General features: G+C 62.2%; 14 protein-coding genes and 2 pseudogenes. 9 read left to right on the top strand and 7 right to left on the bottom strand.

Going from position 1 to position 21,784, the window contains the following annotated elements:
* Window positions 1-137: 137 nt before the first annotated feature.
* The 3 genes from R4P95_RS01310 to R4P95_RS01300 form a co-directional block, all read right to left on the bottom strand.
* Window positions 138-1,259 carry an LLM class flavin-dependent oxidoreductase gene (locus tag R4P95_RS01310; RefSeq protein ID WP_249353940.1) on the bottom strand — a complete coding sequence of 374 codons (1,122 nt, stop codon included), beginning with the start codon at window positions 1,257-1,259 and terminating at the stop codon, window positions 138-140.
* 77 nt (window positions 1,260-1,336) lie between these two features.
* Window positions 1,337-1,738, bottom strand: a complete 402-nt coding sequence (locus R4P95_RS01305; RefSeq protein WP_213573016.1) for a nuclear transport factor 2 family protein — start codon at window positions 1,736-1,738, stop codon at window positions 1,337-1,339.
* A 60-nt stretch (window positions 1,739-1,798) separates the two neighbouring features.
* The gene (locus tag R4P95_RS01300) at window positions 1,799-3,460 is read right to left on the bottom strand and encodes a class I adenylate-forming enzyme family protein (protein WP_213573015.1); all 1,662 of its coding nucleotides are present in this window, start codon (window positions 3,458-3,460) and stop codon (window positions 1,799-1,801) included.
* A gap of 380 nt (window positions 3,461-3,840) precedes the next feature.
* Between R4P95_RS01300 and R4P95_RS01295 the strand changes: the two genes are divergently transcribed.
* Both R4P95_RS01295 and R4P95_RS01290 read left to right on the top strand, forming a co-directional pair.
* Window positions 3,841-6,483, top strand: coding sequence for a LuxR C-terminal-related transcriptional regulator (locus R4P95_RS01295; RefSeq protein WP_317746680.1), 2,643 nt, complete (start codon window positions 3,841-3,843; stop codon window positions 6,481-6,483).
* 193 nt (window positions 6,484-6,676) lie between these two features.
* Window positions 6,677-7,423, top strand: coding sequence for a glucose 1-dehydrogenase (locus tag R4P95_RS01290; RefSeq protein WP_208962294.1), 747 nt, complete (start codon window positions 6,677-6,679; stop codon window positions 7,421-7,423).
* A 201-nt stretch (window positions 7,424-7,624) separates the two neighbouring features.
* Here the strand turns inward: R4P95_RS01290 and R4P95_RS33485 are convergent.
* Window positions 7,625-7,951 (bottom strand): annotated as a pseudogene (locus R4P95_RS33485) (transposase); the annotation flags it as partial.
* A gap of 805 nt (window positions 7,952-8,756) precedes the next feature.
* Here R4P95_RS33485 and R4P95_RS01280 point away from each other — a divergent pair.
* Window positions 8,757-9,305, top strand: coding sequence for a hypothetical protein (locus tag R4P95_RS01280; RefSeq protein ID WP_317746681.1), 549 nt, complete (start codon window positions 8,757-8,759; stop codon window positions 9,303-9,305).
* A gap of 199 nt (window positions 9,306-9,504) precedes the next feature.
* Window positions 9,505-9,963: a hypothetical protein gene (locus R4P95_RS01275; protein ID WP_317746682.1), complete on the top strand. Its 459-nt coding sequence runs from the start codon at window positions 9,505-9,507 to the stop codon at window positions 9,961-9,963.
* Window positions 9,964-10,129: 166 nt separating this feature from the next.
* Here R4P95_RS01275 and R4P95_RS01270 read toward each other — a convergent pair whose 3' ends face one another.
* Window positions 10,130-12,088, bottom strand: coding sequence for an NAD(P)/FAD-dependent oxidoreductase (locus R4P95_RS01270; protein WP_213573012.1), 1,959 nt, complete (start codon window positions 12,086-12,088; stop codon window positions 10,130-10,132).
* A 303-nt stretch (window positions 12,089-12,391) separates the two neighbouring features.
* On the opposite strand from R4P95_RS01270, the gene R4P95_RS01265 reads away from it, so the two are divergent.
* Window positions 12,392-13,723 carry an MFS transporter gene (locus R4P95_RS01265; RefSeq protein WP_213573011.1) on the top strand — a complete coding sequence of 444 codons (1,332 nt, stop codon included), beginning with the start codon at window positions 12,392-12,394 and terminating at the stop codon, window positions 13,721-13,723.
* 51 nt (window positions 13,724-13,774) lie between these two features.
* Here R4P95_RS01265 and R4P95_RS01260 read toward each other — a convergent pair whose 3' ends face one another.
* Complete coding sequence (locus tag R4P95_RS01260) at window positions 13,775-16,990, bottom strand: carboxyl transferase domain-containing protein (RefSeq protein ID WP_317746683.1); 3,216 nt, start codon at window positions 16,988-16,990, stop codon at window positions 13,775-13,777.
* 57 nt (window positions 16,991-17,047) lie between these two features.
* Window positions 17,048-18,241: a flavin reductase gene (locus tag R4P95_RS01255; protein ID WP_213573009.1), complete on the bottom strand. Its 1,194-nt coding sequence runs from the start codon at window positions 18,239-18,241 to the stop codon at window positions 17,048-17,050.
* A 511-nt stretch (window positions 18,242-18,752) separates the two neighbouring features.
* On the opposite strand from R4P95_RS01255, the gene R4P95_RS01250 reads away from it, so the two are divergent.
* The 4 genes and pseudogenes from R4P95_RS01250 to R4P95_RS01235 form a co-directional block, all read left to right on the top strand.
* Window positions 18,753-19,238 (top strand): nuclear transport factor 2 family protein, encoded by a 486-nt coding sequence (locus R4P95_RS01250; protein ID WP_213573008.1) that lies wholly within the window; start codon window positions 18,753-18,755, stop codon window positions 19,236-19,238.
* On the top strand, window positions 19,235-20,116 hold the full coding sequence (locus R4P95_RS01245; RefSeq protein ID WP_317746684.1) for an enoyl-CoA hydratase-related protein: 882 nt from the start codon (window positions 19,235-19,237) through the stop codon (window positions 20,114-20,116). The genes R4P95_RS01250 and R4P95_RS01245 overlap by 4 nt, the downstream gene beginning before the upstream one ends.
* Window positions 20,113-20,889, top strand: a complete 777-nt coding sequence (locus R4P95_RS01240; protein ID WP_213573006.1) for an enoyl-CoA hydratase-related protein — start codon at window positions 20,113-20,115, stop codon at window positions 20,887-20,889. Before R4P95_RS01245 ends, R4P95_RS01240 begins: the two co-directional genes overlap by 4 nt.
* A 299-nt stretch (window positions 20,890-21,188) precedes the next feature.
* A pseudogene (locus R4P95_RS01235) lies at window positions 21,189-21,784 on the top strand (zinc ribbon domain-containing protein); the annotation flags it as partial.

The raw sequence follows: 21,784 nt of genomic DNA, 5'->3' as shown, positions 1-21,784 counted from the left end.
TGGCGAACTGGCGATTCCCCCACGCTCCGATCGGCCGTTGTGTTCGTGGCTCGAAATCGAGTGAGTGGTCTGGAGACCAGCTGCCGGGGGCCTGATCCGGTGCGCGGAGCAGGCCCCCGGTCTCTAGTTCGACTTTGTTATCCGGCGGAGACGGCGGGCTGCGGAAGGGAAATCCTCGGCGCTACTTCGCTCTGGATCATCGCGAGAGAATTGAACCAGGGGGCGGGATCGTCGGAGTAGTCGTGGGATTCGATCTGCAGCGTGCCCCATCCGCCGCTGGCCTCGAACAACGTGTTGATCTTCTCCACCACGGTGTCGGGTGAGCCCACACAGAACACGTTGTCGACAACCCATTCGAGGTCGACGTCGGCCCTGTCCGCTCCGGCGTCCTTGATGAATCCGTCCATCATCCCGAATCGCCACCAGATCGGAATGAGGTAGCGCTCGAAGCAGTATCCGATCGGCCCTTCCATCACAAGCCGCTTCGCCTCTTTGTCCGTGTCGGCGACGAACACCGTCTGGGACACGTGATAGCGCGAACGGTCAGCGACGTGTCCATTGGCCTCCGCGGCGGTGGAGTAGATGTCCCAGTGCATCTTCAGGGCGTCCAGCCCGGAGAAGATCGACATCGGCCGGAATCCGCGTTCGCCGGCGAATTTCATCGACGGTGACTTTGCGCTGAATCCGGTCACGGCGATTTCCGGTGCACCACCCCAGGGACTGAGGTCGGCCAGCTTGTGCTGGTCGTCGCCCTCGTCGCCGTGCTTCTCTTCCGGGTAGCCGGCGTTCCAGAAACGTCCCTCGTAGAAGAAGGGCTCGCGCTTCCAGATCTTCTCCATGATGTCGAGGGACTCGCGGACCATCTCGTTGGTGAACTGGGTGTCTTCACCGTTCTTGATGCCATGAATGTAGGAGGCGTCCGGGTAGGCGCCGGCACCGACGCCGAGGAAGTACCGGCCCTCGAGGATCTGAGACAGCCAGCCGACCATGATCGCGAGCTTCGCCGGATTGTGGTGGGGAAGGATGTGAGCCATCGGCGCAAACTTGATCCGCTCGGTCTGGCGTGCGGCCGCGGCGATGATCAACTCCGGGTTGGGGATATTCTCCCAACGCTGTGAGGCATGCTCGGAGAACATGATCGAATCGAAGCCGATCTCGTCGGTCTCGATGGCCTGCTGTACGCACCAATCGAACGTCTGGCGCGCGGTTCGTTCGGGGCGCATGTACGGGTGGACGATCAGTCCTGTTTCCATTGCCATTGTTCTGTCCTTTCATCGGGGGAGGGTGTTTCTGGGCGAGGACTTTGGGGCACCCGCGCCTCGCCGGGCGGGTCAGCTCAGGAGTAGAAGATGTCGTAAGCGTGTTTGGTGTCCATGTACTCCTTGACGTGAATGATTTTTCCGTCAGCGATTTCGAATAAGAAGTGATATTGGTTTTTGTAGACGCGGCCATTGTTGAGTTCTGCGTAGGACTCCGCCTCGACGGCAACCCGGTCACCCTGGGCGACTGCACCTGTAGGTGTAATCTGCAGCGCGCCTTCTTTGTAGATGCTTGTCACACCGCGGAGGAGTTCACCAAGTCGCTTCTTGTCGTAGGTGCCCGACATTCCCTCGATCTGACCGGACACCCAGTACGTGGCATCGGGGTGGAGGCAGTCGAGGATGGCGTCCACGTCTCCTGTCGAGAACACCTTGGCGAAATTGTTCGCGATTTCTATGTTTTGTTCAGGGGTTGTCACGAACTTCTCCAGACATGATTCGGGATGGTCGTACTGTGGATGAATAACTACGGATCAGGATTAGAGCGCGCCGACGCCGGTTTCTATTTCCGTGAGGCGCTCTGCGAGTGCGCGCTTGTTGATCTTGGTCGCGGACATCGGCCAGTCATCGGGTTGGACGAGGTGCACCGCGCGGGGGACCTTGTACCGGGCGATCCTGCCTTGGCAGAACTCGATCAGTTCATCGGGCTCGACATTGTGGCCTGCGCGAATTTCGATGAACGCCACCGGAACCTCGTCGAGACGCTCGTCGGGTCGGCCGATCACGGCAGCGGTCTTGACGGCCGGATGCTCACACAGGAAGGCTTCGACCTCGATGGCGGCAACGTTCTCGCCGCCGACCTTGAGCATGTCCTTCAGCCTGCCGTGGAACACGAGGCAGTCCGTCTCTGTCCGGCTGTACAAATCGCCGGTGTGGAACCACCCATCCGTGTCGATGGCAGCTGCTGTCTTGATCGGATCCTTGTAATAGCCTTCCGTGACGCAATACCCGCGCACGAGCATTTCGCCCGGGGTGCCCTGAGGTTGTTCGGCGCCGGTGTCGGGATCGACGATGCGCAGCTCGATTCCAGGGGCGGCCTTGCCCTGGGTTCCCGATCGGTCGGCGATGGTGTCGGATCGCTCGCTGAGCGCGTAGATGCCAGCGGTTTCGGTCATCCCGCACGCGGCCACGAGTTCCGCGGACGGGAAGGTTTGCTGCACCTGCTCGATCAGCACGCGAGGTCCAATCAAGAATAGATAGCGAAGTGAGTCGAGCACTGATGCGTCGAATGACGGGTGGTCCATCAACGATTGCATCATCGCGGGGAACCACGGCCAGACGGTGGTCGGGCGCTCCCGCTTCATCAGTGCGAGGGCACGACCGGGCTCGAAATAGACGTCGGTGACATAGGTGCCTCCGGCACCCATCGCCCCGATCAGTGGCGAGAGTGCGGCGATGTGGAACAGCGGTCCACCTGCCCAGCTGATGTGACGGTCGTCCGTCACGAGCCGTTTGCCGGCGCGCTCGACTGGTCCGCGGGTCAAAGCCTCATGGGTAAGGATGCACCCTTTGGGGTTCGCCGTTGTGCCCGAGGTGTACAAGATTGCTGCGGCGTCGCGAATTCTGACTCGCCGCCGAATCTGATCGACATCCGAGGGGGGAACCGTCTCCGCCAACCCATCAAGCGTCGAGCGGCCGACGAACCCTCGGTTGTTGCTCTCACCGCGGAGGAGTACCGCCTGCCGCAGCAGGGGTGCCTCCGGGAGGTGCAGGTCCCGGTCCGTGGCGGCCTCGGCCAATGATGGAAGAGCGTCGTGCATGACATCGACGAAGTCGACATAAGCGTCATCCCCGGACACCGTCAACACTGCGGCCAAGTCTGCGTTTCGGACGATGTACCCGAGCTCAGTGGCCTTGTGTCGGGCATTGAGCGGAACGATCACACCGCCGATCAGCGCCGCGCCGAAGAAGCCCTCGATGAACTCGATTCCGTTCGGGGCGAGCAGACCGACGTGGTCGCCTCGACGTACCCCGAGGGCGATGAGTCCCCGCGCAACGTGTGTTGCCCGTTCGAGCACGTCTGCGTAGGTGTATCGGCTGTCCGGGAAGACAATCAAGTCCCGGTCAGGATGGCTCCGGGCCCCGCGGACCAGGAGATCTGCAACCGGTAGCACCTCGCACCAGTCACCATTGTCAACCATGTCGTTCCTCGCTCGATCGTGAACACCAGGGGAGTTCCATCGGATGCCGGCGGAGTGTCCTCCATCCGCCGGGCGCTGAGCCGCCGACTAACGGAACAGCTCCTCATCGGAACTCCGCGTCGGTGTGGTGCCCATCACTCTGCCGACTCAGCGGCGTGTATGGAACCCGTTCCTCTACGCGATCCACTACGCATCTAGTCGGGCTCGTACGAGAGACATCTTCGTGCAGGTCAGAGCCGGTTTCACGCCGGGGCTGCGCGTCATGGCCGGCGTCGTGTCACATGCTGTCAGATCTTGACCCCGTAGTTGCACAGTGTCACGATGGCGCAGTGGACGGGGTTCCCTGACACCACGCCGCGCGGGGTACCCAGGAAGGCATCGTGAACGCCGACGAATGGCACGAAATACGCGAACTGCACGCGAAGGGCGCAACGATCAAGGGGATTGCCGAGAGTCTTGGTATGTCGCGGAATACTGTTCGTCGCGCACTTGCTTATGACGAGCCGCCCACAGACCACCGTCCCCGGAAGGGGTCGGTCGCCGACGCCTTCGAACCGGCGATTCGGACCCTGCTGGCCGAAGACCCGGACATCAGCATCGCCGACATTCACCGTGCTATCGGTTGGGACAGATCGCGGAACACCCTCGCCAAGTTGGTGCGCCACATTCGGTCGGAATCGTCGAACCAGCCACTAGAAGTCGCTCCGTATCCCCAGTACGGCAGCAGTATTCCGACCTTCTCGACGGGGTTCGTCGGTCGAGACGGGGAATTATTCGCCCTCCGGCGGCTCCTGGGTACCACACGCCTGATTACGATTACCGGTCCTGGCGGCATCGGAAAGACCCGCCTCGCTGTTCAGACAGCCACCGACTTCCGGAGGGCATTCGCCGACGGCGTGCGCTTCATTGAACTGGCGTCTTTGAAGACATCGGGGCTTCTTGCTCAGGAGGTCCTCGACGGACTGGGGATCGGTCAAACCGACCTGGTTGGGCGTCCGCTCGAGGAGGTCTTGGTTCACTACCTCAGGCACAAGCAGATGTTGATCATTCTCGACAACTGTGAGCACATCGTCGATTCCTGTGCGGAGCTTGTCGCCTACCTACTTCGCCACACGACGCAGGTCAGTATCATCGCCACCAGTCGTGAACGTCTCGCTGTCCCAGCCGAGCACGTTTTCACGTTGGCACCACTCTCGACGACACGCTCCGACGATTCCGGATCCGTCGGCGCCGCCCTCCAGCTATTCGAAAGCCGAGCGGCAGCAGTGCTTGCGGGCTTTTCCATCACCGATCGCAATCGCGACACTGTCCGTCGAATATGTAGCCAGCTGGACGGTATTCCGCTCTCGATCGAACTCGCCTGCGCACGATTGAGCGTGCTTTCGGTCCAAGACCTCGAGCAGCGGCTCGATCGACGACTGGAGCTGCTGACGACCGGAAATCGGTCCGGACCCGAACGGCATCGCACCTTGCAGGCCACGGTCGATTGGAGTTACGAGCTCTGTACATCGGCCCAGCAAAAGCTATGGGCGCGCTTGTCCGTCTTCGTCGACGAGTTCGACCTACCGATGGCCGAACAGGTGTGTAGCGATGACGACCTACCCGCACAATTGATCCTCGACGGCATCTCCGCACTCGTGGGAAAATCGCTGCTGCAACGCGAGCAGCGGGGTGATTCGGCCCGATTCCGCATGCTTGAAACGATCCGCGAATACGGAGCCGGGAAGCTCAGTCCGGCCGAAGCCGACGCACTACAACTGAGGCACCTCGAGTCGTGCTCAACGCTTGTCAGGTCCTCCGTCGAGTCCTGGGCGAGCTCCGGACAACAGCGGGCAGGCGAATTGCTGCGAAGCAACCGGGCTAATCTGCGCAAGGCCTTGCACACCGCGCTATCGGCGGGAAGCGACAAGATGCTTTCCACCGCAACCGAACTCGTCTCAACGGCCTGGTTCCTCTGGTCCTCTGGATTTTCGGTGCGTGAGCATCGGATGTGGTTGATGCGTATCGCCGAGAGAGATACCGCTCCCACAGCTCGCCGAGGCCGGCTGCTGGCGACCCTGGGGCTGGTCCAGACAATGCAAGGCGATCGGTCGGCGGCGTCCGACGTTCTCGACGAATCGATCCGACTCGCCTCGGCGTGCGATGACGACGCGACCATAGCCTTCGCAACGCAGACCAAAGGACTGAAGGATTACCTGGACGGTGACTTCGAGTCGGCCGAACCGCTATTCAAAGACGCTCTGAACCGGTATGAGGAACTGCCCGAGAACATCGATCTGCTGTGGGCACTCCATATTGAAATGGGAATGTTCTACTGCTCCACGCTGGACACTGTGCGCGCGCTCGAGCATTTCGAGTTTGTGCGTGTGCACTCTGAACTCGCGGGGGAGCGATGGATGCTGTCCTATGCCGTTTATGGCCTCGGTCTCGCTGCCTTGGCGGATGAACGATACGATGAGGCACTGCGCCGTGCGATGGAAAGCCTCGCCCTGAAAAGGGAGTTTCTCGACGACGTGGTCGGCACGTCTCTGGTAACTGACCTGCTCAGTTGGGCGGAGGCGGCCGCAGGGTCCAAAGAACGTTCGGCGGTCCTTCTCGGCGCGGCGTCGCGAATGTGGGAGTCGTTCGGCATGCAACTTTATGGATCCCGGCATTGGGTGGAGCGGCGCGCCGAGTTCGAGTCGGCCGCCCGCACCGGTCTCGGGGATGAGCGGTTCGCACAATGTCGCCGCCGTGGGGCGGAGATGTCGATACCGGAGATGGTCCGGTTTGCCCTGAAAGAGGAAGTGCCTACCGAGCGCAGATCTTCGGGGTCGTCAGCTGCCGCACTGCTGTCACCGCGCGAACTCGAAGTCGCCCGACTTATTGCGGATGGACTGTCGAACAAAGAGATCGCGGCGCGGATGGTCCTGTCTCCCCGCACGGTCGAGGGCCATGTCGTGAGGATCCTCCGCAAGCTTGGAATGACTGGCCGCCACCAGGTAGCGACGGCCTTCGTCGGTGACGCACATGTAGTCGGCTAACCGGGTTCTAGGCATCTATGGCCGGATGTTTACATTTACGTTGACGTTGACAGGGTGGGTAGTTATCTGCGACGCTCGTCACATTCGCGGTGCCAGAGCTGACTCTGCAGATCTCGGGTAGTTATCAGCCAGCTCGATTGCAGCCACGAATCGAAGTCCTGAAGTCGCACACTCTCGCAGAAGGAATCAACCTATGAACAGACTGGACGGCAAAGTCGCACTCGTCACCGGGGCGGCCCGCGGAATGGGGGCGTCCCACGCCCGGAAATTCGTCGAGGAGGGCGCCAAGGTCATCTTGACAGACTTGTCTGATGCCGCTGGCAAAGAGTTGGCCGAAGATCTTGGGGGCAATGCCCTTTTCCTTCATCACGATGTCACTGATCCGCAGTCGTGGGCCGAGGTGGTCGAACACGGCGTCCGTGCCTTTGGTGACATCACGGTCCTCGTCAACAACGCGGGTATTCTCGGACCCGTTACACAGACCGCAGAACTGAGTGAGGCCGACTATCGGACGGTGTGCGCGATCAACCAAGACGGGGTCTTCTACGGGATGAAGTCGGTCCTACCGTCCATGGAACACGCAGGAATCGGCGCCATCGTCAACATCTCGTCCATCGCCGGAATCGCGGCCAACTACGGATTTCCCAGCCTCGCCTACGTTGCGAGCAAATTCGCGGTACGCGGCATGACGAAGGCAACCGCGATAGAGTATGGGCCGAAAAATATCAGGGTCAATTCCGTTCATCCGGGATTTATTCAAACCCCGATGATGGTGGAAGCTACCGATGAATCGGGCGGTGACGCGCTCGGACTGATCCCTTTGGGAAGAATCGCCGATCCTAACGAGGTGTCCAATCTCGTGCTCTTCCTTGCTTCGGACGAATCCTCCTACATCACCGGTGCCGAACACCTTATCGACGCCGGCATGCTCGCCCAATAGGTTCGGCTCGTCCGCCGCGGGCAGATTGCGTACGGCCTGCCAGTGCCTCGAGAGCTGATCGGAAACCCGGCGCGCACCCCCGAGCTGAGCACCGCGAGTGCGATGACGGCATCGGGGGTGCGTCCCCCGGGCCCAGTCGATCCAGCGGTCGAGTTTGGCAGCGGCCTGCTCGACCGGGAGCCGGAAGATCTACCCCACACGCCACCCGGCCGCGTCCGAGGTGACGTGGTGATCTTCTGCGACCTGCTCGGCCCCGAGCAGGTCGCAGAACCCGGACGGTGTGGCCGCGTCACGACCCGGGGCCGCCGACACCAGCCGGCCGGCGTCGTGGTCGACGACGACCGTCAAATACTTGTGGACCTTCTTGTACGAGATCTCGTCGATCCTGATCCGCCGCAGCCCGGGCGGGGGCGGTGCCGGTCCCAGGGCGCCGCGTCACCGTGACTCCGTGTCCGCGGCAGCACACCCGCGGGGCGTCGGCCTCGACGAAGGTGCGGACCAGGCAGCTGTCCGGGCGCGCCACCGCCGTGGCCGTGTGGTCGAAAGCGATGCCCTCGATCACCGTCTTTTCGAACACCTAACTCGATATCCTGGCCTCGCGCATGCCGTTCCCACACGTGTAGCCAACTGACCACTGGACTAACCAGAACGCCACTGGGACAACGTCGTGCGCCCTCACCCTCGACGAACTCCACCCTCGATCACAGCAGGAGAGCCGCAATCGGCGCAGGCCTACCGCGCCAGCGGGGTGACCGCTAGCAGATCACCTTGATGGCAATACGGTGGGCGATCAGGGAGCATGCTCCGCCGGAACCGGCTGAACGGGGGTGGGGACTCTCCCCGGTGCTCGTAATGAGTGTTCGGAATGGTACCGGCCGCCGCACTTGGTCCAGGTCCGCAGTAGGGGCCGTTGATATGGGTGAATCCGAGAGCTGAACCTCGCAATCTGGAAATAGCGTGGGAGGTGATCGCATGGGATATGTTGCACGATCATGCTGGGGCGTTCGTACGTCATGCCCTGTCCCGAAGTTGCCGTCGGCAATAGCTGCAGGGATGGTCGCGGGCGACCCGTTTGCTACGCAACGTGACCTGCCCGTTGATCTCACCACGGAGTTGACTGCGGCCGGGTTCGACCACCCTGTGGAGATTGGTAAGGGTGGCTTCGGTGTCGACAAGTCCTCGAACGTCTCACGGACAGATACAGACTGCTGACCGTGGGCAGTCGTGGTGCACCGACACGGCAACAGACACTGCGGCTATCGGTCGACTGGAGTTATTACCTGTGCACCCCCCGCGAACGGCAGGTATGGGCTCGGATTCGGTATTCGCCGGAGTGTTCGAACTGGATGACGCGAATGGGATCTGCGGCCTGGTGATGTCACCGGAAGACCTACTCGATGCGTTGACATCGTTAGTTGACAAGTCGATTCTGATTCGCGAGGAATGGGGCACCACAGTGTGCTTCCGGATGCTCGAGACGCTCCGCGAATATGGCCGCGAGAAGGCGGAAGAGGCAGCCCAATTCGTGGACCTGCGTCGGCGTCACCACGACTGGCATCGGCGTTTGGTAGCCGAGGCAGAGTGGATCAGTGCATACCAACTGGAGTGGATCACTCGTCTCGAACGTCAAAACTCGAATTTGCGAGAGGCGTTGGAATTCAGCTTGGCCGGGGATGACGATGCTGCGATCGAATCCAGCCTGACTATGACGGCGACGCTGCTGCTGTTCTGGCTCACCCGTGGCCGGTTCAACGAAGGACGGAACTGGCTCGGTCGTGCACTCGCGCGCAAGACCCCGGGATTCGACGGCCGAACGCGTCAAGGCCTTGTATGCCGCGAGCGTTCTCGCCGAAGTACAGGGCGATTTCTCTGCCGCAGCTGACTTCGTCGCGGAGAGAGAGGCACTGGTCGCACACGTCTGAGGACGAGCTGACTCATGCGCGGATTGCTCATGCCGATGGGCTCCACCCGATCTACAGTCGCGATCTTCCTCGCGCATGCTCGCGTTTGGAAGAAGCCCTCAGAGTGTTTGGGGAGGAACAGGATTCCGTCTTGCACGTCTGTACTCTAATGATGCTCGGATGGCGTACCAGCTGAACGGTGACGCTCCTCGGGCTATCACTTGCCATGAGCAAGTACTCGCGGTCACGAAATTCCGCGGTGAGTCGGTATATCGATCTTACTCATTGTGGGCGAGGGAAGTCGCGGCAGTTCAGCAGGATGACTTCGACGGTGCTGTCTGTTTGGAAGCTCTGTCATGGATCGCATGCCGACGACAGACGTACGAGCGGGCGGCCGTACTCATGGGCGCGGCCGAGGCGATGGGTTGCTCCGTGGGTAGTTCCGCAGTTTTGTTCCACAACCTGACCGTCTACCACGACGAGTGTCAGGCGTTGACCCTCGAAGCACTCGGTCCGAATAGGTACCACGAAGCACATCAGTACGGCGCTTCGCTGAGGTTCGATCCGGCAGTCGACGCCCTCGGGGAGCCGTCCGTTGACCACAGCACGGATGCTGATCACACAGAAGACCGGGACTGAGCGGTCAACGGAGGGTGACCATTTCCAGGCGGACTTCACTGGGATGTCCGGTGGTCGACATCGGTACGCCTCAATGCCGGCGCCGGTGTGACTGTTTTCAGCACCGGCACCGGCTTCGGGGTGAGTCGCGCGCGGCGGACTTCAGTCCCTCACTGGTGTTCGACCATCATCTGACTGTGTAGTTCTCCAGGTCGGGCCGTCGGGTCATCTCCCAGTACTCGACGTTGAGGAACGGCATGACGAAGACGACTCGTCCGCGCGAGTTGCGGTAGTAGGTCGACATCCCACGGTGGGTCCAGACGGTGCGGTCGTGGGTGGTGTCGACGAGCTCGTTGTACTCTTCGGTTGCATCGGTTCGTGCGTCGATGGCGGCGATGTCATGTTCGAACATTTTGGTCAGTAGGCCCCGGATGTACCGCATTTGAACTTCCATGAAGAACATGAAGCTGCCGCTACCGGGGAAGGAGTTCGGGCCGCCGAGCATGAAGAAGTTGGGGAACTGGGGAACCGAGACGCCCAGGTACGCCCGTGGGTCGTCATCATTCCATGCTTCTCGCAGGGACAGTCCATCGACTCCGCGCACATCCAGCGAGGAGACGAAGCGGGCGGCCTCGAACCCCGTAGCCCAGACGATGATGTCGGCGTCGATCTCGGCTCCGGATGCGCTGACGAGTCCCGTCTCGGTCACGGCGGCGACCGATTCGTTGACGAGGTCGACGTTGTCCCGACGCAGGGCCTCGTACCAACCGTTGTCGAGCAGGATGCGCTTGCCGAACGGTGGGTAGTCGGGCATCACCTTGTCGAGGAGGTCGGTACGGTCGCCGACCTGTGCAGTGATGTACCGAGTGAAGTACTCACGGTGCGCATCATTCCGAGCGTTGACAGACCGCTCGGGGTGTTCCCACTCGGGATCGACGCGCAGGGATTCGATGACCTTGTCGCCGAACTGCCAGAACAGTCGAATCCAGTACCAGCTGTGATAAAGGGAGCACGACTGCAACAGTCGCCGAAGTTCCGTAGGGATGGGCATCCGGAACTTCTCGAAGGGTGCCACCCATTGTGGTGAGCGCTGAAAGACCGTCAGGTGCTCGACCCGATCCGCGATGGCGGGAGTGATCTGCATCGAGCTGGCGCCGGTACCGACGATGGCGACCCGCTTGCCTTCGACCTCGAGTCCTTCGGGCCAGTTGGCTGAGTGGAAACTCGTTCCGCGGAAGCTCTCCATGCCGGGGAGATTCGGTGTTACCGGCCGATTGAGAACACCGACAGCACTGATGACGACATTGGAGCGCAAGGTCTCGATCGATCCGTCAGCGTTTCGTACCTCAACGTGCCACCCTCGTGACGTCTCGTCGTAGGTCGCGGCGAGAACTTCGGTGTTGTACCGGACTCGTTCGTTGCCGCCGACCTCCTTGAGGACGCGCCCAAAGTACTCCTGCAGTTCGTTGCGTAGTTCGAAGTGGGTGTTCCAGTCGTTCTTGGCGAACGAAAAGGAATACAGGTGGCTGGGGGTGTCGACGCCGGCGCCGGGGTAAGTGTTCTGCCACCAGTTGCCACCGGCTTCCGGTTGCTTTTCGAGAATTATGTAATCGATGCCCATGTCTTCGAGCTGATGAGCTGCTGCGATGCCGGCGACACCCGTGCCGATCACGATGACGTTGAATCCGACGGGTGGATCGACGGGGGGGAGTGCGAGCTCGGGGGCGTTCGGCGCTGCGCGTCGCGCCAGCTCCAGCGACAACATCGGACCGTACTGGTCTGCGACTGGCTCGCCCATGCAGACGCTGATCATCCGGACTGTCTGTTCAGCTGTCGGTGCCTCGATCGCGGGCTTGACTCCGGCCTGGAAGTCCAGGATTGCGTGCACTGCCGCCTGGCGAATTTCCTCCTGGATCTCCTCGGTGAGTCCTCCGGAGTCGTGGTCGCCGAGACCCTTGCCGCGTGTGGGGCGGTAGGGCTGCTCGAGCCACTTCCCGTCTCCGGTCATTTGGTAGACCACCATGAGCAGAGCGGGGACATTCGCGATGGAAACCGCAGTCCGTACCTCGGACTCACTGAGGCGATCCGGGTTGAACTGACTCGACTCGGTCGCGGTTGCGGATGTGACCGGACTGGCTGTCTGCATATCTGACTACCTCTCGCGGGGGCCGAACGTTGTAGCGGCAGAGAATCAAGCGATGACGACTCGTTCAACGTTCGCGTTGATTATTCGTTGTTGCCATGGTCGCAGCCGGTCGCGCACTTTGTCAACGTGTGAGTTGAAAATCGACTGAATGCAGTGCGTGGCGCGATCGGCGATCTATCTACATCGCCGTTGACAGGGAACTGTGGATGTGCCAGCCTCATTCCTGGCTGTGCCGTGTATCACACACCAGTGTCGGCCGATCCCACTAGGTGGTTCGCTGGCTCTCACCAGAACGGAATCGCAATGACTCACGCCATTACTCCGGACTCCTCTACCGAGAGGGTGCTCGATCTGCGTGCCTCCCGGAAGGCGCTGATCGCCGGGTCTCTCGGCAACCTCGTCGAATGGTACGAATTCGCCATCTACGCATATATGGCACCGATTTTCGCGCCACTGTTCTTCCCTTCCGGCAATCCGACGACGGCGATCCTGTCGACGTTTCTCATCTTCGCGCTCGCGTTCTTCCTGCGTCCTGTCGGCGCAGTCGTCTTTGGTCGTTTGACCGATCGAATCGGACGCCGGCCCGTACTGGCGATGATCATCGGGCTGATGGCCGCGGCCACCACGGCTATAGGACTCCTGCCCACGCATGCCCACATCGGGATGCTGGCGCCGATTTTTCTCACTCTCTGCCGTGTCGGCCAAGGCCTGTCGGCGGGCGGTGAGATGGGCGGCGCCGTTTCACTGATGGTGGAGTCCGCTCCGTCGAACAAACGCGGCGTGTACGGGTCCTGGTCTTTCGTCGGGACCACACTGGGATTCGTTCTCGGTGGTGGAGTGGCAACAGTGCTGGCGATTGCCCTTTCCGCCGATCAGTTGGCGTCGTGGGGATGGCGAGTCGGCTTCCTGCTCGCTGCGCCAATGGGTGTCGTCATCCTCTATCTGCGGATGCGCGTCGACGAGACACCGCACTTCAAGCACATGACTAGCGAACGCGCAGCGCATGACCCGTCGTCGGAGGATTCGTCGGCACCGCAAGGACGCTCGTTGATCTACTTTCTCGTCACGATGGGTGCCGTCGTCGTCTACAACGCGGTCGGAAACACCTTCATGGTCGGGATGCCGGCGTTCTTGTCGAAGAGCTTCGAGATGTCCTTCGAACGCTCCTACCTGCTCGCGTTGATCACCGGGCTCATCGCGGCAATCTCCATGCCGATCTTCGGTGCCATGTCCGATCGAGTGGGGCGTCGTCCTGTCCTACTGGGCGGTTCAGTGGCCGTTGTGGTGCTTTCCTATCCCCTTTATGCCATGCTCAACTTCGGTTTCGTGGGTGGCCTGACCGCGCTTGCGCTCGCTGGGGTGCTTATCGGTGCAGTGGGGGGACCGATGCCGGCCTTTCTTTCCGAACGCTTCCGCACGCGAAACCGAGCCACCGGAATTTCCGTCACCTACGCGCTCTCGGTGGCCTTGTTCGGAGGCACGGCGCCGTACATCATCACCTGGATGGCCTCGGCGACCGGTGATCCGTTGTCCGCGGCCTACTACACACTCGGCTGCGCCGTGATCAGCGTGATCGCCCTCCTCACGATTCGCGGTGTCGATCGGGACCAGCATCGCGCGGCGCTCGAAGACTGACGGTGAGCGGGCGCCCGTCTCCCTCGGGGGGCGGGCGCTTCCGCTGCTGTATCACCAGGTATCGAGATGCCACCGAACCCGCTCAACGGGTTTGCTGTTTGCGCGGTCGAAGGTCTCGACGATCCACGCTCTGGTGTCGGCCGGATCGATGACATCGTCGATCTCGAACACCGATGCTGCGTTCGTGGCACGCCCCTGGGCCTCGTAGTCGGCCAATAGAGTCTGGAAGGTCTGCTCGCGTTCGTGCGGGTCGTCGATCGCGTCGAGTTCTCGGCGGAACCCGAGCCGCACTGCCCCTTCGGGCCCCATAGCGCCGAGATCTCCAGTCGGCCAAGCGAGCATCGCGTCCGGGACTCGAAAGCTTCCGCCGGCCATGGCCTGCCCTCCGAGTCCGTAGGACTTGCGGATTACGATCGCGCACAGTCGAACAGCGAGATTAGGGCCGGTGACAAGCAACCGGCTGACATGCCGCACCATAGCCGTCTCTTCTGCTTCGGGGCCTACCATGAATCCAGGGGTGTCGCAGAGGGAGACAATCGGCAGTTCATAGGTATCGCAGAGCCGAAGGAAGCGCGCCATCTTGTCGGCCCCGTCGCTGTCGATCGCGCCGCCGCGGTGACGTCCGTCGTTCGCGACGATGCCCACCGGTCGACCCTCCACCCGAGCCAGGCACGTAACCATTCCTCGCCCGAATTCCTTTCGAAGCTCGAGTACCGACTCCTCATCGGTCAGGGTGTGGATGAGCGCACGAATATCGAACACCCGCGATCGTCGCTCGGGTACAGCGTTGCGCAGTCGACGTTGATCGGCGCAGGACCACTGACGGGCAGAGCCCTGGAAGTAGCCAAGGTATTTCTTGGTGGCGGCCACGGCCGCAGCCTCGTCATCGACGAGAATGTCGACGACCCCATTGGCCGCCTGGACCGTGGCGGGTCCGATCGCTTCCGGCGAGAACGCCCCCAGCCCACCTCCCTCGATCATGGCCGGTCCACCCATCCCGATGTTCGCGTCGCCGGTTGCGATGATGACATCACAGGCACCGAGCAGTGCCGCGTTGCCCGCGAAACAACGGCCGGCCGCAATGCCCACCGTCGGAACGTGTCCGTTGAGCCGACCCAACGCGACGAACGTCCCCAAGTCCATCCCGGTTGCCTTGGCCTGATTGTCGGTGTCCCCGGGACGGCCGCCGCCCCCTTCGGCGAAGATGACCACCGGGGTGCCCCGTCGCCGGGCGAGTTCGAACATCCGCTCGGCCTTTTTGTGGTTCTGCAGTCCCTGGGTTCCCGCCAGCACGGTGTAGTCGTACGCGAGGGCGGCGACCTGGGTGTTCTGTGCGTCGGACTCGGCCGCGCTCACCCGGCCGAATCCGGCGACGAGGCCGTCGGCGGGCGTATTGGCTTCGAGGTCGTCCAGCGTCCGCCTTCGACGTTGCGCCGCGATGACAAGCGGGCCGTACTCACGAAAGGAGCTCGGGTCGAAAAGGTCTGCGAGGTTCTCGCGGGCGGTCCGTTTCCCGGCCACGTGCCTTCTTGCGCTGGCTTGTGGGCGGGCGGCGTCCAGACCGGCTTCGTGGCGATCTCTGATTTCGGCGACATCGGAACGGAGGTCGTCCAAGTCGGGAAGTCCACAAGTTGCGATTGTGGTATCCGCGGGCTGGTCGTCGATGGCGACCGCCGCAAGCGTTGCGACCCGGGCTCCCTCGGCGACAAAATCGCCGACCTGCACGGTCACCTTCTCCAGCCGTCCGGCGGCCGGGGCGATGATCTCATGCTCCATTTTCATGGCCTCGAGAATCGCAACCGGTTCCCCTTGCTCTACCCACTGCCCGGATTCGCCGGCGATCGAAACCACCGTTCCGGCCGACGGTGCGAATAGGTCGGTCGCCTGGCTGTCTTCCGCCTGCACCGGTATGCGCGATGATCTGAGCAGGTAATCGTCGACGAAACTCGTCGTCATCGCACCGCCCGAAATTGCAGGGTCGGCCAGCACCGAGCGCAGCAGCGGCAGGTTGGTGGGCACCCCCTCGATGACGATATGACCTAGCTGGGTCTCGAGGTGAGCGAGAACCTGTGCCAAGGTCGCGCCCAGTCGGTGAACGATGATCTTGGCCAGGAGCGGATCGTAGTCATTGGTTGCCTGCATACCGGCGTAGCCGTGGCTTTCCACCCGAATACCGGACCCGGCCGGGAGGTCGAATCGCGTGATCTTCTGTGTGGGGGCGACCGCGGGCTCGAGGGTGACTCGCGCTTCGACAGCGATCCCGCGGGGGTTTCCGATGGCCTCCTGGGAAAGACCCTGGTCCGTCAGCGACACCCCCTCCGCTATGGCAATCTGGGCTGCGACCAGGTCCACGCCCGTGATTTCTTCGGTGACACCGTGCTCGACTTGCAGTCGTGGATTTCCTTCGATGAAGTAGTAGATGTCGGGGGAGTCGGCATCGACAAGGAATTCGAATGTGCAGGCACCTCGGAAGTGTGTTGCCCGCGCGAGATCGAGTGCGGAGCGTAGAAGAGCCGATCGCGTCGCGTCCGGCAAATGCGAAGCAGGCGCGATCTCGATAAGCTTCTGATGGCGGCGCTGAATCGTACAGTCGCGGTCCCAGAGGTGTATCGGGTCGCCGACACCGTCGCCGAGCACCTGAACTTCGATGTGCCGCGCGCGGGGAAGGTAGCGCTCGACATAGACTTGTGATTGCCCGAAACCACGCAGCGCCTCGGATCCACAACGAATGAGCGCTTGCCCGATGTCGGCGGAGTCTGTGACGACCCGCATTCCGCGGCCGCCGCCGCCGGCGAGAGCCTTCACCATGACCGGGCCGCCCGAGTGCGCTTCCATGAAGGCCAGCGCTTGCGGAAGACCCGTTGCACCGTTTGTCGCGGGAAGGACAGGAACTCCGATCTCTTCGGCCAGAGCCCTCGTCGCCGACTTGTCACCGAAGAGCCGGAGGGTCTCGGAGTCGGGTCCCACGAATGTGATACCTGCGCGTGCACAGGCGTCTGCCAGCTCCGGATTTTCGCTCGCGAATCCGTATCCCGGGTGGAGCATGGTGCATCCGGACGTGATGGCTGCGTTGACCATTTGATCGATCTCGAGGTAGGCAGCCGCGCCGCAACTCGACAGCGGGCACACCTCGTCGGCCGCTCGGACGTGGGTTGCTTCGGAGTCGTCGACGCTGTGAACCGCGACGGTGCGAAGTCCGGATCTGCGGGCGGTGCGGATAATCCTCAAAGCGACTTCGCCGCGGTTGGCGATGAGTAAGCCCGGCAATCGCTTTCCCTTCGTTGTCAACTGGGTCGGCCGGAACCGTCCCGTCCTCGAGGATGGTCAGATCACGGTGGGCGTGCATCCGCCCAGCTTCGCGGTGACCCTCTCGGCCGCCGTCATCAATCGATTCCGATACTGTTCGACCGTCGCGCCGGACAGTTGGCGGGGGAGTTGGTACAGGCTCAGCAGCAGCACCGGTTGGGCGTCTTTGCCGAATACCGGAGCGCTGATGATCCGGACGTCATAGGTGGCAGCAGGGTCGATTTCGGCGGGTTCGTATCCCTCCAAACTGAGGGCGCGGGCGGCCTCGGTGACGTCAGACGCCAGATCGCCGGTGGCACCGGTAAGCGGCAGACGCGCAACGGCCCTTTCGAACCGCACTTGTGCGTCGCTGCGAAGCACGAGTGACCAGCCGCGGTCGCGGACACGGGACACCGCCTGCGCAAGCAAGGCACGATCGAGAGCCTCGCCGCCGCGTCCGATCCACTTGTCGCGTTCGCGTCCCTCGGACCATGCCATCAGTGGGAGGGCGAGTGGGGGTACGAAGGGCATTCGCTGCCCGAGGCGGGTGTGTGGTGACGTCGGTAGAGTGCTTGACATGCTGCTGCCGACCAGGACCAGCTGATCCCGAATCGCGACCGAGGCGCAGCATTCGACTCCCAGTTCGCGGGCGACCGCGTCCATTTCCGAACGTGCCTGATCGACGATGCTCAGGGGCCGCAGCAGGTCAGCCTCACCGGGCGCGGTGAGGGAGGTCGACGAGAAGCAGCCGTAGCCACCTTGGAAGAAGATGAGTGGTGAGGCGGCATCATCGACCTCGAGCGATGTAACCCGACCGATCACCAGGAAATGGTCACCGGCGTCGTGGATTGTTTCGATTGTGCAGTCGATCCAGGCGATGCAGTCGTGGATACGCGGATTGTCGCGATTGGTCGGCGTCCAGGAGATCGACGCAAACTTGTCTGATCCCTTCATTGCCAGACTTCGGCAGACGTCCTGCTGGCCGGCGCCGAGCACGTTGACGCAGAAGCGACCGGATTCCCGGATCTTCGGGAAGGTGCTGGAATTTTTGTCGGGGAGGAACGCGACCAGCGCGGGATCCAGCGATACCGATGTGAAGGAGCCGACGGCCATACCGACCGGACCTCCCGCGGAATCAGTGGAGGTGATCGCCACGACGCCGGTCGGGAAGTGGCCGAGCACAGTCCGGAAATGTCCCGGGTCGATCACTGTGTTGGTGTCGGTGAGTGTCATCGGGTTGTCCTTCTCGGCTCAGGACCCAAAGGCCTGATCGGTGTGTGTGTGCTTGCGTCGAGTCTGGTTTCGCGGGTACGGGTCCACCGCTGTGCTGCCATGCCGTCCTCGCGCTCCGAGCGCCTTGGGATCACCCTGGTCTGCTCGAGGTGGAACTGCATGAAGTCTCCGTCTCGGTCGGGCATGTGACGTGCGTCGCTCTGAAGACGATCGTCGCATCGACCTTCGTGGAATGTCAACTCTAACGTTGACAAATTTCTACAAACATGTTGATAACAGATGGAGCGTGGGTTGGACGCCAGAAGCGTCATGAAGTGCTCAAATATTGATCCTGAGACACGGGATGGGCGGTGCATGGGGGGAAAGTGCGTCTACACAAGCGTTGAAAGTCGGTGTAGCTTGTTGGTAGTTTCTCGTCCAGAGGCGCCTCAGCGCAGCTTCACCGCCAGTACACGCCTGGCATCGAGGAATCCGCACTCAGCACATCGCCACATCACATCGGAGGAAGATCATGACTACCAGTGCACTGTCGAGTCGAGAACTGACCGAACTCGTCGAGGCCCAGAAAGTCGAACGAGTGTTGTACGACTACGCGTACTACCTCGATATGAACCAGCCCGACGATCTCGCGGCCCTGTTCACGTCGGATTGCTACGTCGCGTATGGACCCGACTTCGGCGCCGAGGGACGCGACGCCTATCGAAAGACCCTCGACGGAATCGGCACCTTCTTCACCGCCACTAGTCATCATGTCTCCAACGTCGTTGTCGACTTCGACGAGGAAATGCGCACTGCGACCGTCCGCTCGGTGCTGTATGCGTGGCATCAGTACACCAAGGAAGGCAAGCCGGACGGCCACTTCTTCGGCCAGTACCACGATGTTCTGGTGCGCGACGACGAGCACGGCTGGCGTTTCACTCGCCGTGAACTGCGCGCGGCAGGTGTCGTCGACTTCCACGTCAAGAAGCAGATCCCGATCGGACGTGCCTCGGCATGACCACGCCGACCACTACCGCCAAAGTAGACACCGAGTACCAGAACTTGCGTGTCGAGCACCGCGGGCCGATCAGCTGGATCGTCCTTGACCGCCCGGACAAAGCGAATGCCCTGTCGAATGCGCTCCTCGACGAGTTCAGCGACGCCCTCGAGCGTCTCGCCACCACCGGCGGTCCCGTCGTCGGGATCCGCGGCGAAGGAAAGGGCTTCTCCGCCGGCTACGACATCGACCAGGTCGGCGAATATACCACCACCAAGGACCCGGTGTCGGATCGAGAACGACTCGCGCGCAACGTTAATCGCTATCTCGCGATTTGGGATCACCCTAAACCGGTAATCGCGGCGGTCCACGGTTACTGCATCGCGGGCGCTACGCAGATGTGTGTATTCACCGATCTCACGATAGTGGCGCATGATGCGCGCATCGGTGAACCGGCTGTGCCGCTCGGTGGGGGATACATAGCCCCGCTGTGGGCGCCGCTGGTCGGACCCAAGCGGGCGAAGGAACTCGCCTTCATCGCCGGCAACTCGATCGACGGTGACACCGCGGTTGAATGGGGGTGGGCGAACCGAGCCGTTCCGGCAGACACCGTCGTCGAGACTGTCGAACGCCTCGCCGCCCAAATAGCCCGGGTTCCTTCCGATCTCTTGCGCATCAAGAAACTGTCGGTCAACCGCGCTATGGAGGCCATGGGCGTACGCACTGCCGCACAGGGTGGCGCAGAAATGGACGCGCTGTTACATCTATCGCCCTCGGTGGCGCAGGTTCGTGCCTTCATTGCCGAGGTCGGCCTGAAGGCGGCCATTGCCTCGTACCGTGCGCCGGTCGATGCCCCACCCTCCACTTCGTCAGTACCATCCGGAAAGGCAACATCATGAGCAGCGGAGTCACGTTCATACGCGATGGCCACATCGCACGCGTCACACTCGATCGCCCCAAGGCGTTGAACTCGATCAATGCCGAGATGGACCAGGCGTTGTACGAGGCGTGGACCGAAATCAACGCCGACCCGGACCTGTGGGTGGCCGTCCTGTCAGCCTCCGGGGAGAAGGCGTTCTGTGCCGGCGCCGACGTGAGCGGCGGCACGGAAGGCGACGGTCGCAGGATGGCCCTCGGCGGTGGACTCACCGGCGTCGGAGGCCCGTTGCTGAAGCTGCGCAAACCGCTCGTTGCCGCCGTCCAGGGGTACGCCGTGGGTGGCGGATTCGAGCTGGCGATGTGCGCGGATATCATTGTGGCGGCGGACAACGCCCAGTTCGGTATCCCGGAAACGAAGGTCGGAATCATCGGCGAGGCAGGCATCATGCACCGCGCGATTCGGCAACTTCCGCATCACATCGCCATGGCGATGATTCTCACCGGGGACCGGATCACTGCCGTCGACGCCGAACGGTACGGACTCGTCAACGAAGTCGTCGCACCCGAGCAACTCGGTAAGGCCGCCGACCAGTGGGCCGAGCGTATCGCGGCCGCATCCCCGCTCGCCGTGCAGGCGGCCAAGGATGCCGTGCTGTCCCGATTGGACTGGCCCTTGGACATCGCGTTGGCGACCCGCTACGAACCCATCGAAGCGTATGCGGCCAGTGCCGACCGGCTCGAGGGGCGAGCGGCGTTCGCCGAGAAGCGAAAGCCGCAGTGGACCGGCCGGTAGACGAGGAACGGTTGTGGACGTGCCGCGGGCCGCGATGTAGGTCGCGCGCTCACGGCGCCCCACCCGCTCGGGAACGGCGAAAGGCTCCCAACAGTTGACGTAGTCTCTGATACTTCCTAATCCTGTCTGCTACTCTCCGCTTCATGTGAATTGGTGAGGTCGCGGTGTACCTGAACTGTCAGTCGTGGGAGTTCGCAAGGCTGCGTCGGAAGGCCGGATAACGCTCCCGGCGTACAGGTTCTGCAGCGAGTATGTGATCGCGCTGATCTCGATGCGTATCTCGGCCGACCTGCCCCTGACAAGGTTCCGTCGACGACAAGATCGCTGTCCTCCCCGCCCACCGCGCCGCGGTCGGTGTCAAACGGGAACTCGCCTTCCATTTCGTCCGTCACACCGTCGACTACGCCGCAGCAGCGGGCGCGGCAGTGATCGGGGTGGAAGATCTCAGCACCCTGGAAACCCGGGGACACGGCCGGGTGAACAACAATCGGGCCGCGCTGTCCGCGCGCCGCAAGCCGTCGACGCTCTCGCGCACACCGGTGCCGGGGTCGGTATGACGGTGGCGTCCGTCCCGGCCCGGGGCACGTCGGGACAGTGCCCGGGCTGCAACGACACACTCTCCCGCCCGGGCGGTTACCACCGGGCATGGTGCGCACGGTGCAAGGTAGGCGGCAATCGTGATCACGTAGCAGCCTGTGAACCTCGCTAAACGTGCACTACTCGGGCGCGGCAGAGTTGTTCGCAAGCGCGGCCAGAACCCTTTGTTCCTGTACCTCGAGCGTCGGTGTGGGGCACGGTCAAGCCCGCAGCATCACAAGGCGCTACGCGCAGCCGTGAAGTACTTACATCTCCCACGTCGGCCACGTCAGTGTCAGAAAGTATGAGAGTTACGTAG

It is taken from the genome of Rhodococcus sp. IEGM 27 (genome assembly GCF_033142305.1).
GTDB classification, from domain to species: domain Bacteria; phylum Actinomycetota; class Actinomycetes; order Mycobacteriales; family Mycobacteriaceae; genus Rhodococcus_F; species Rhodococcus_F oxybenzonivorans.
Note: the sequence above shows the minus strand (reverse complement) of the source record. Positions and strands in the feature narration are given on the sequence as shown.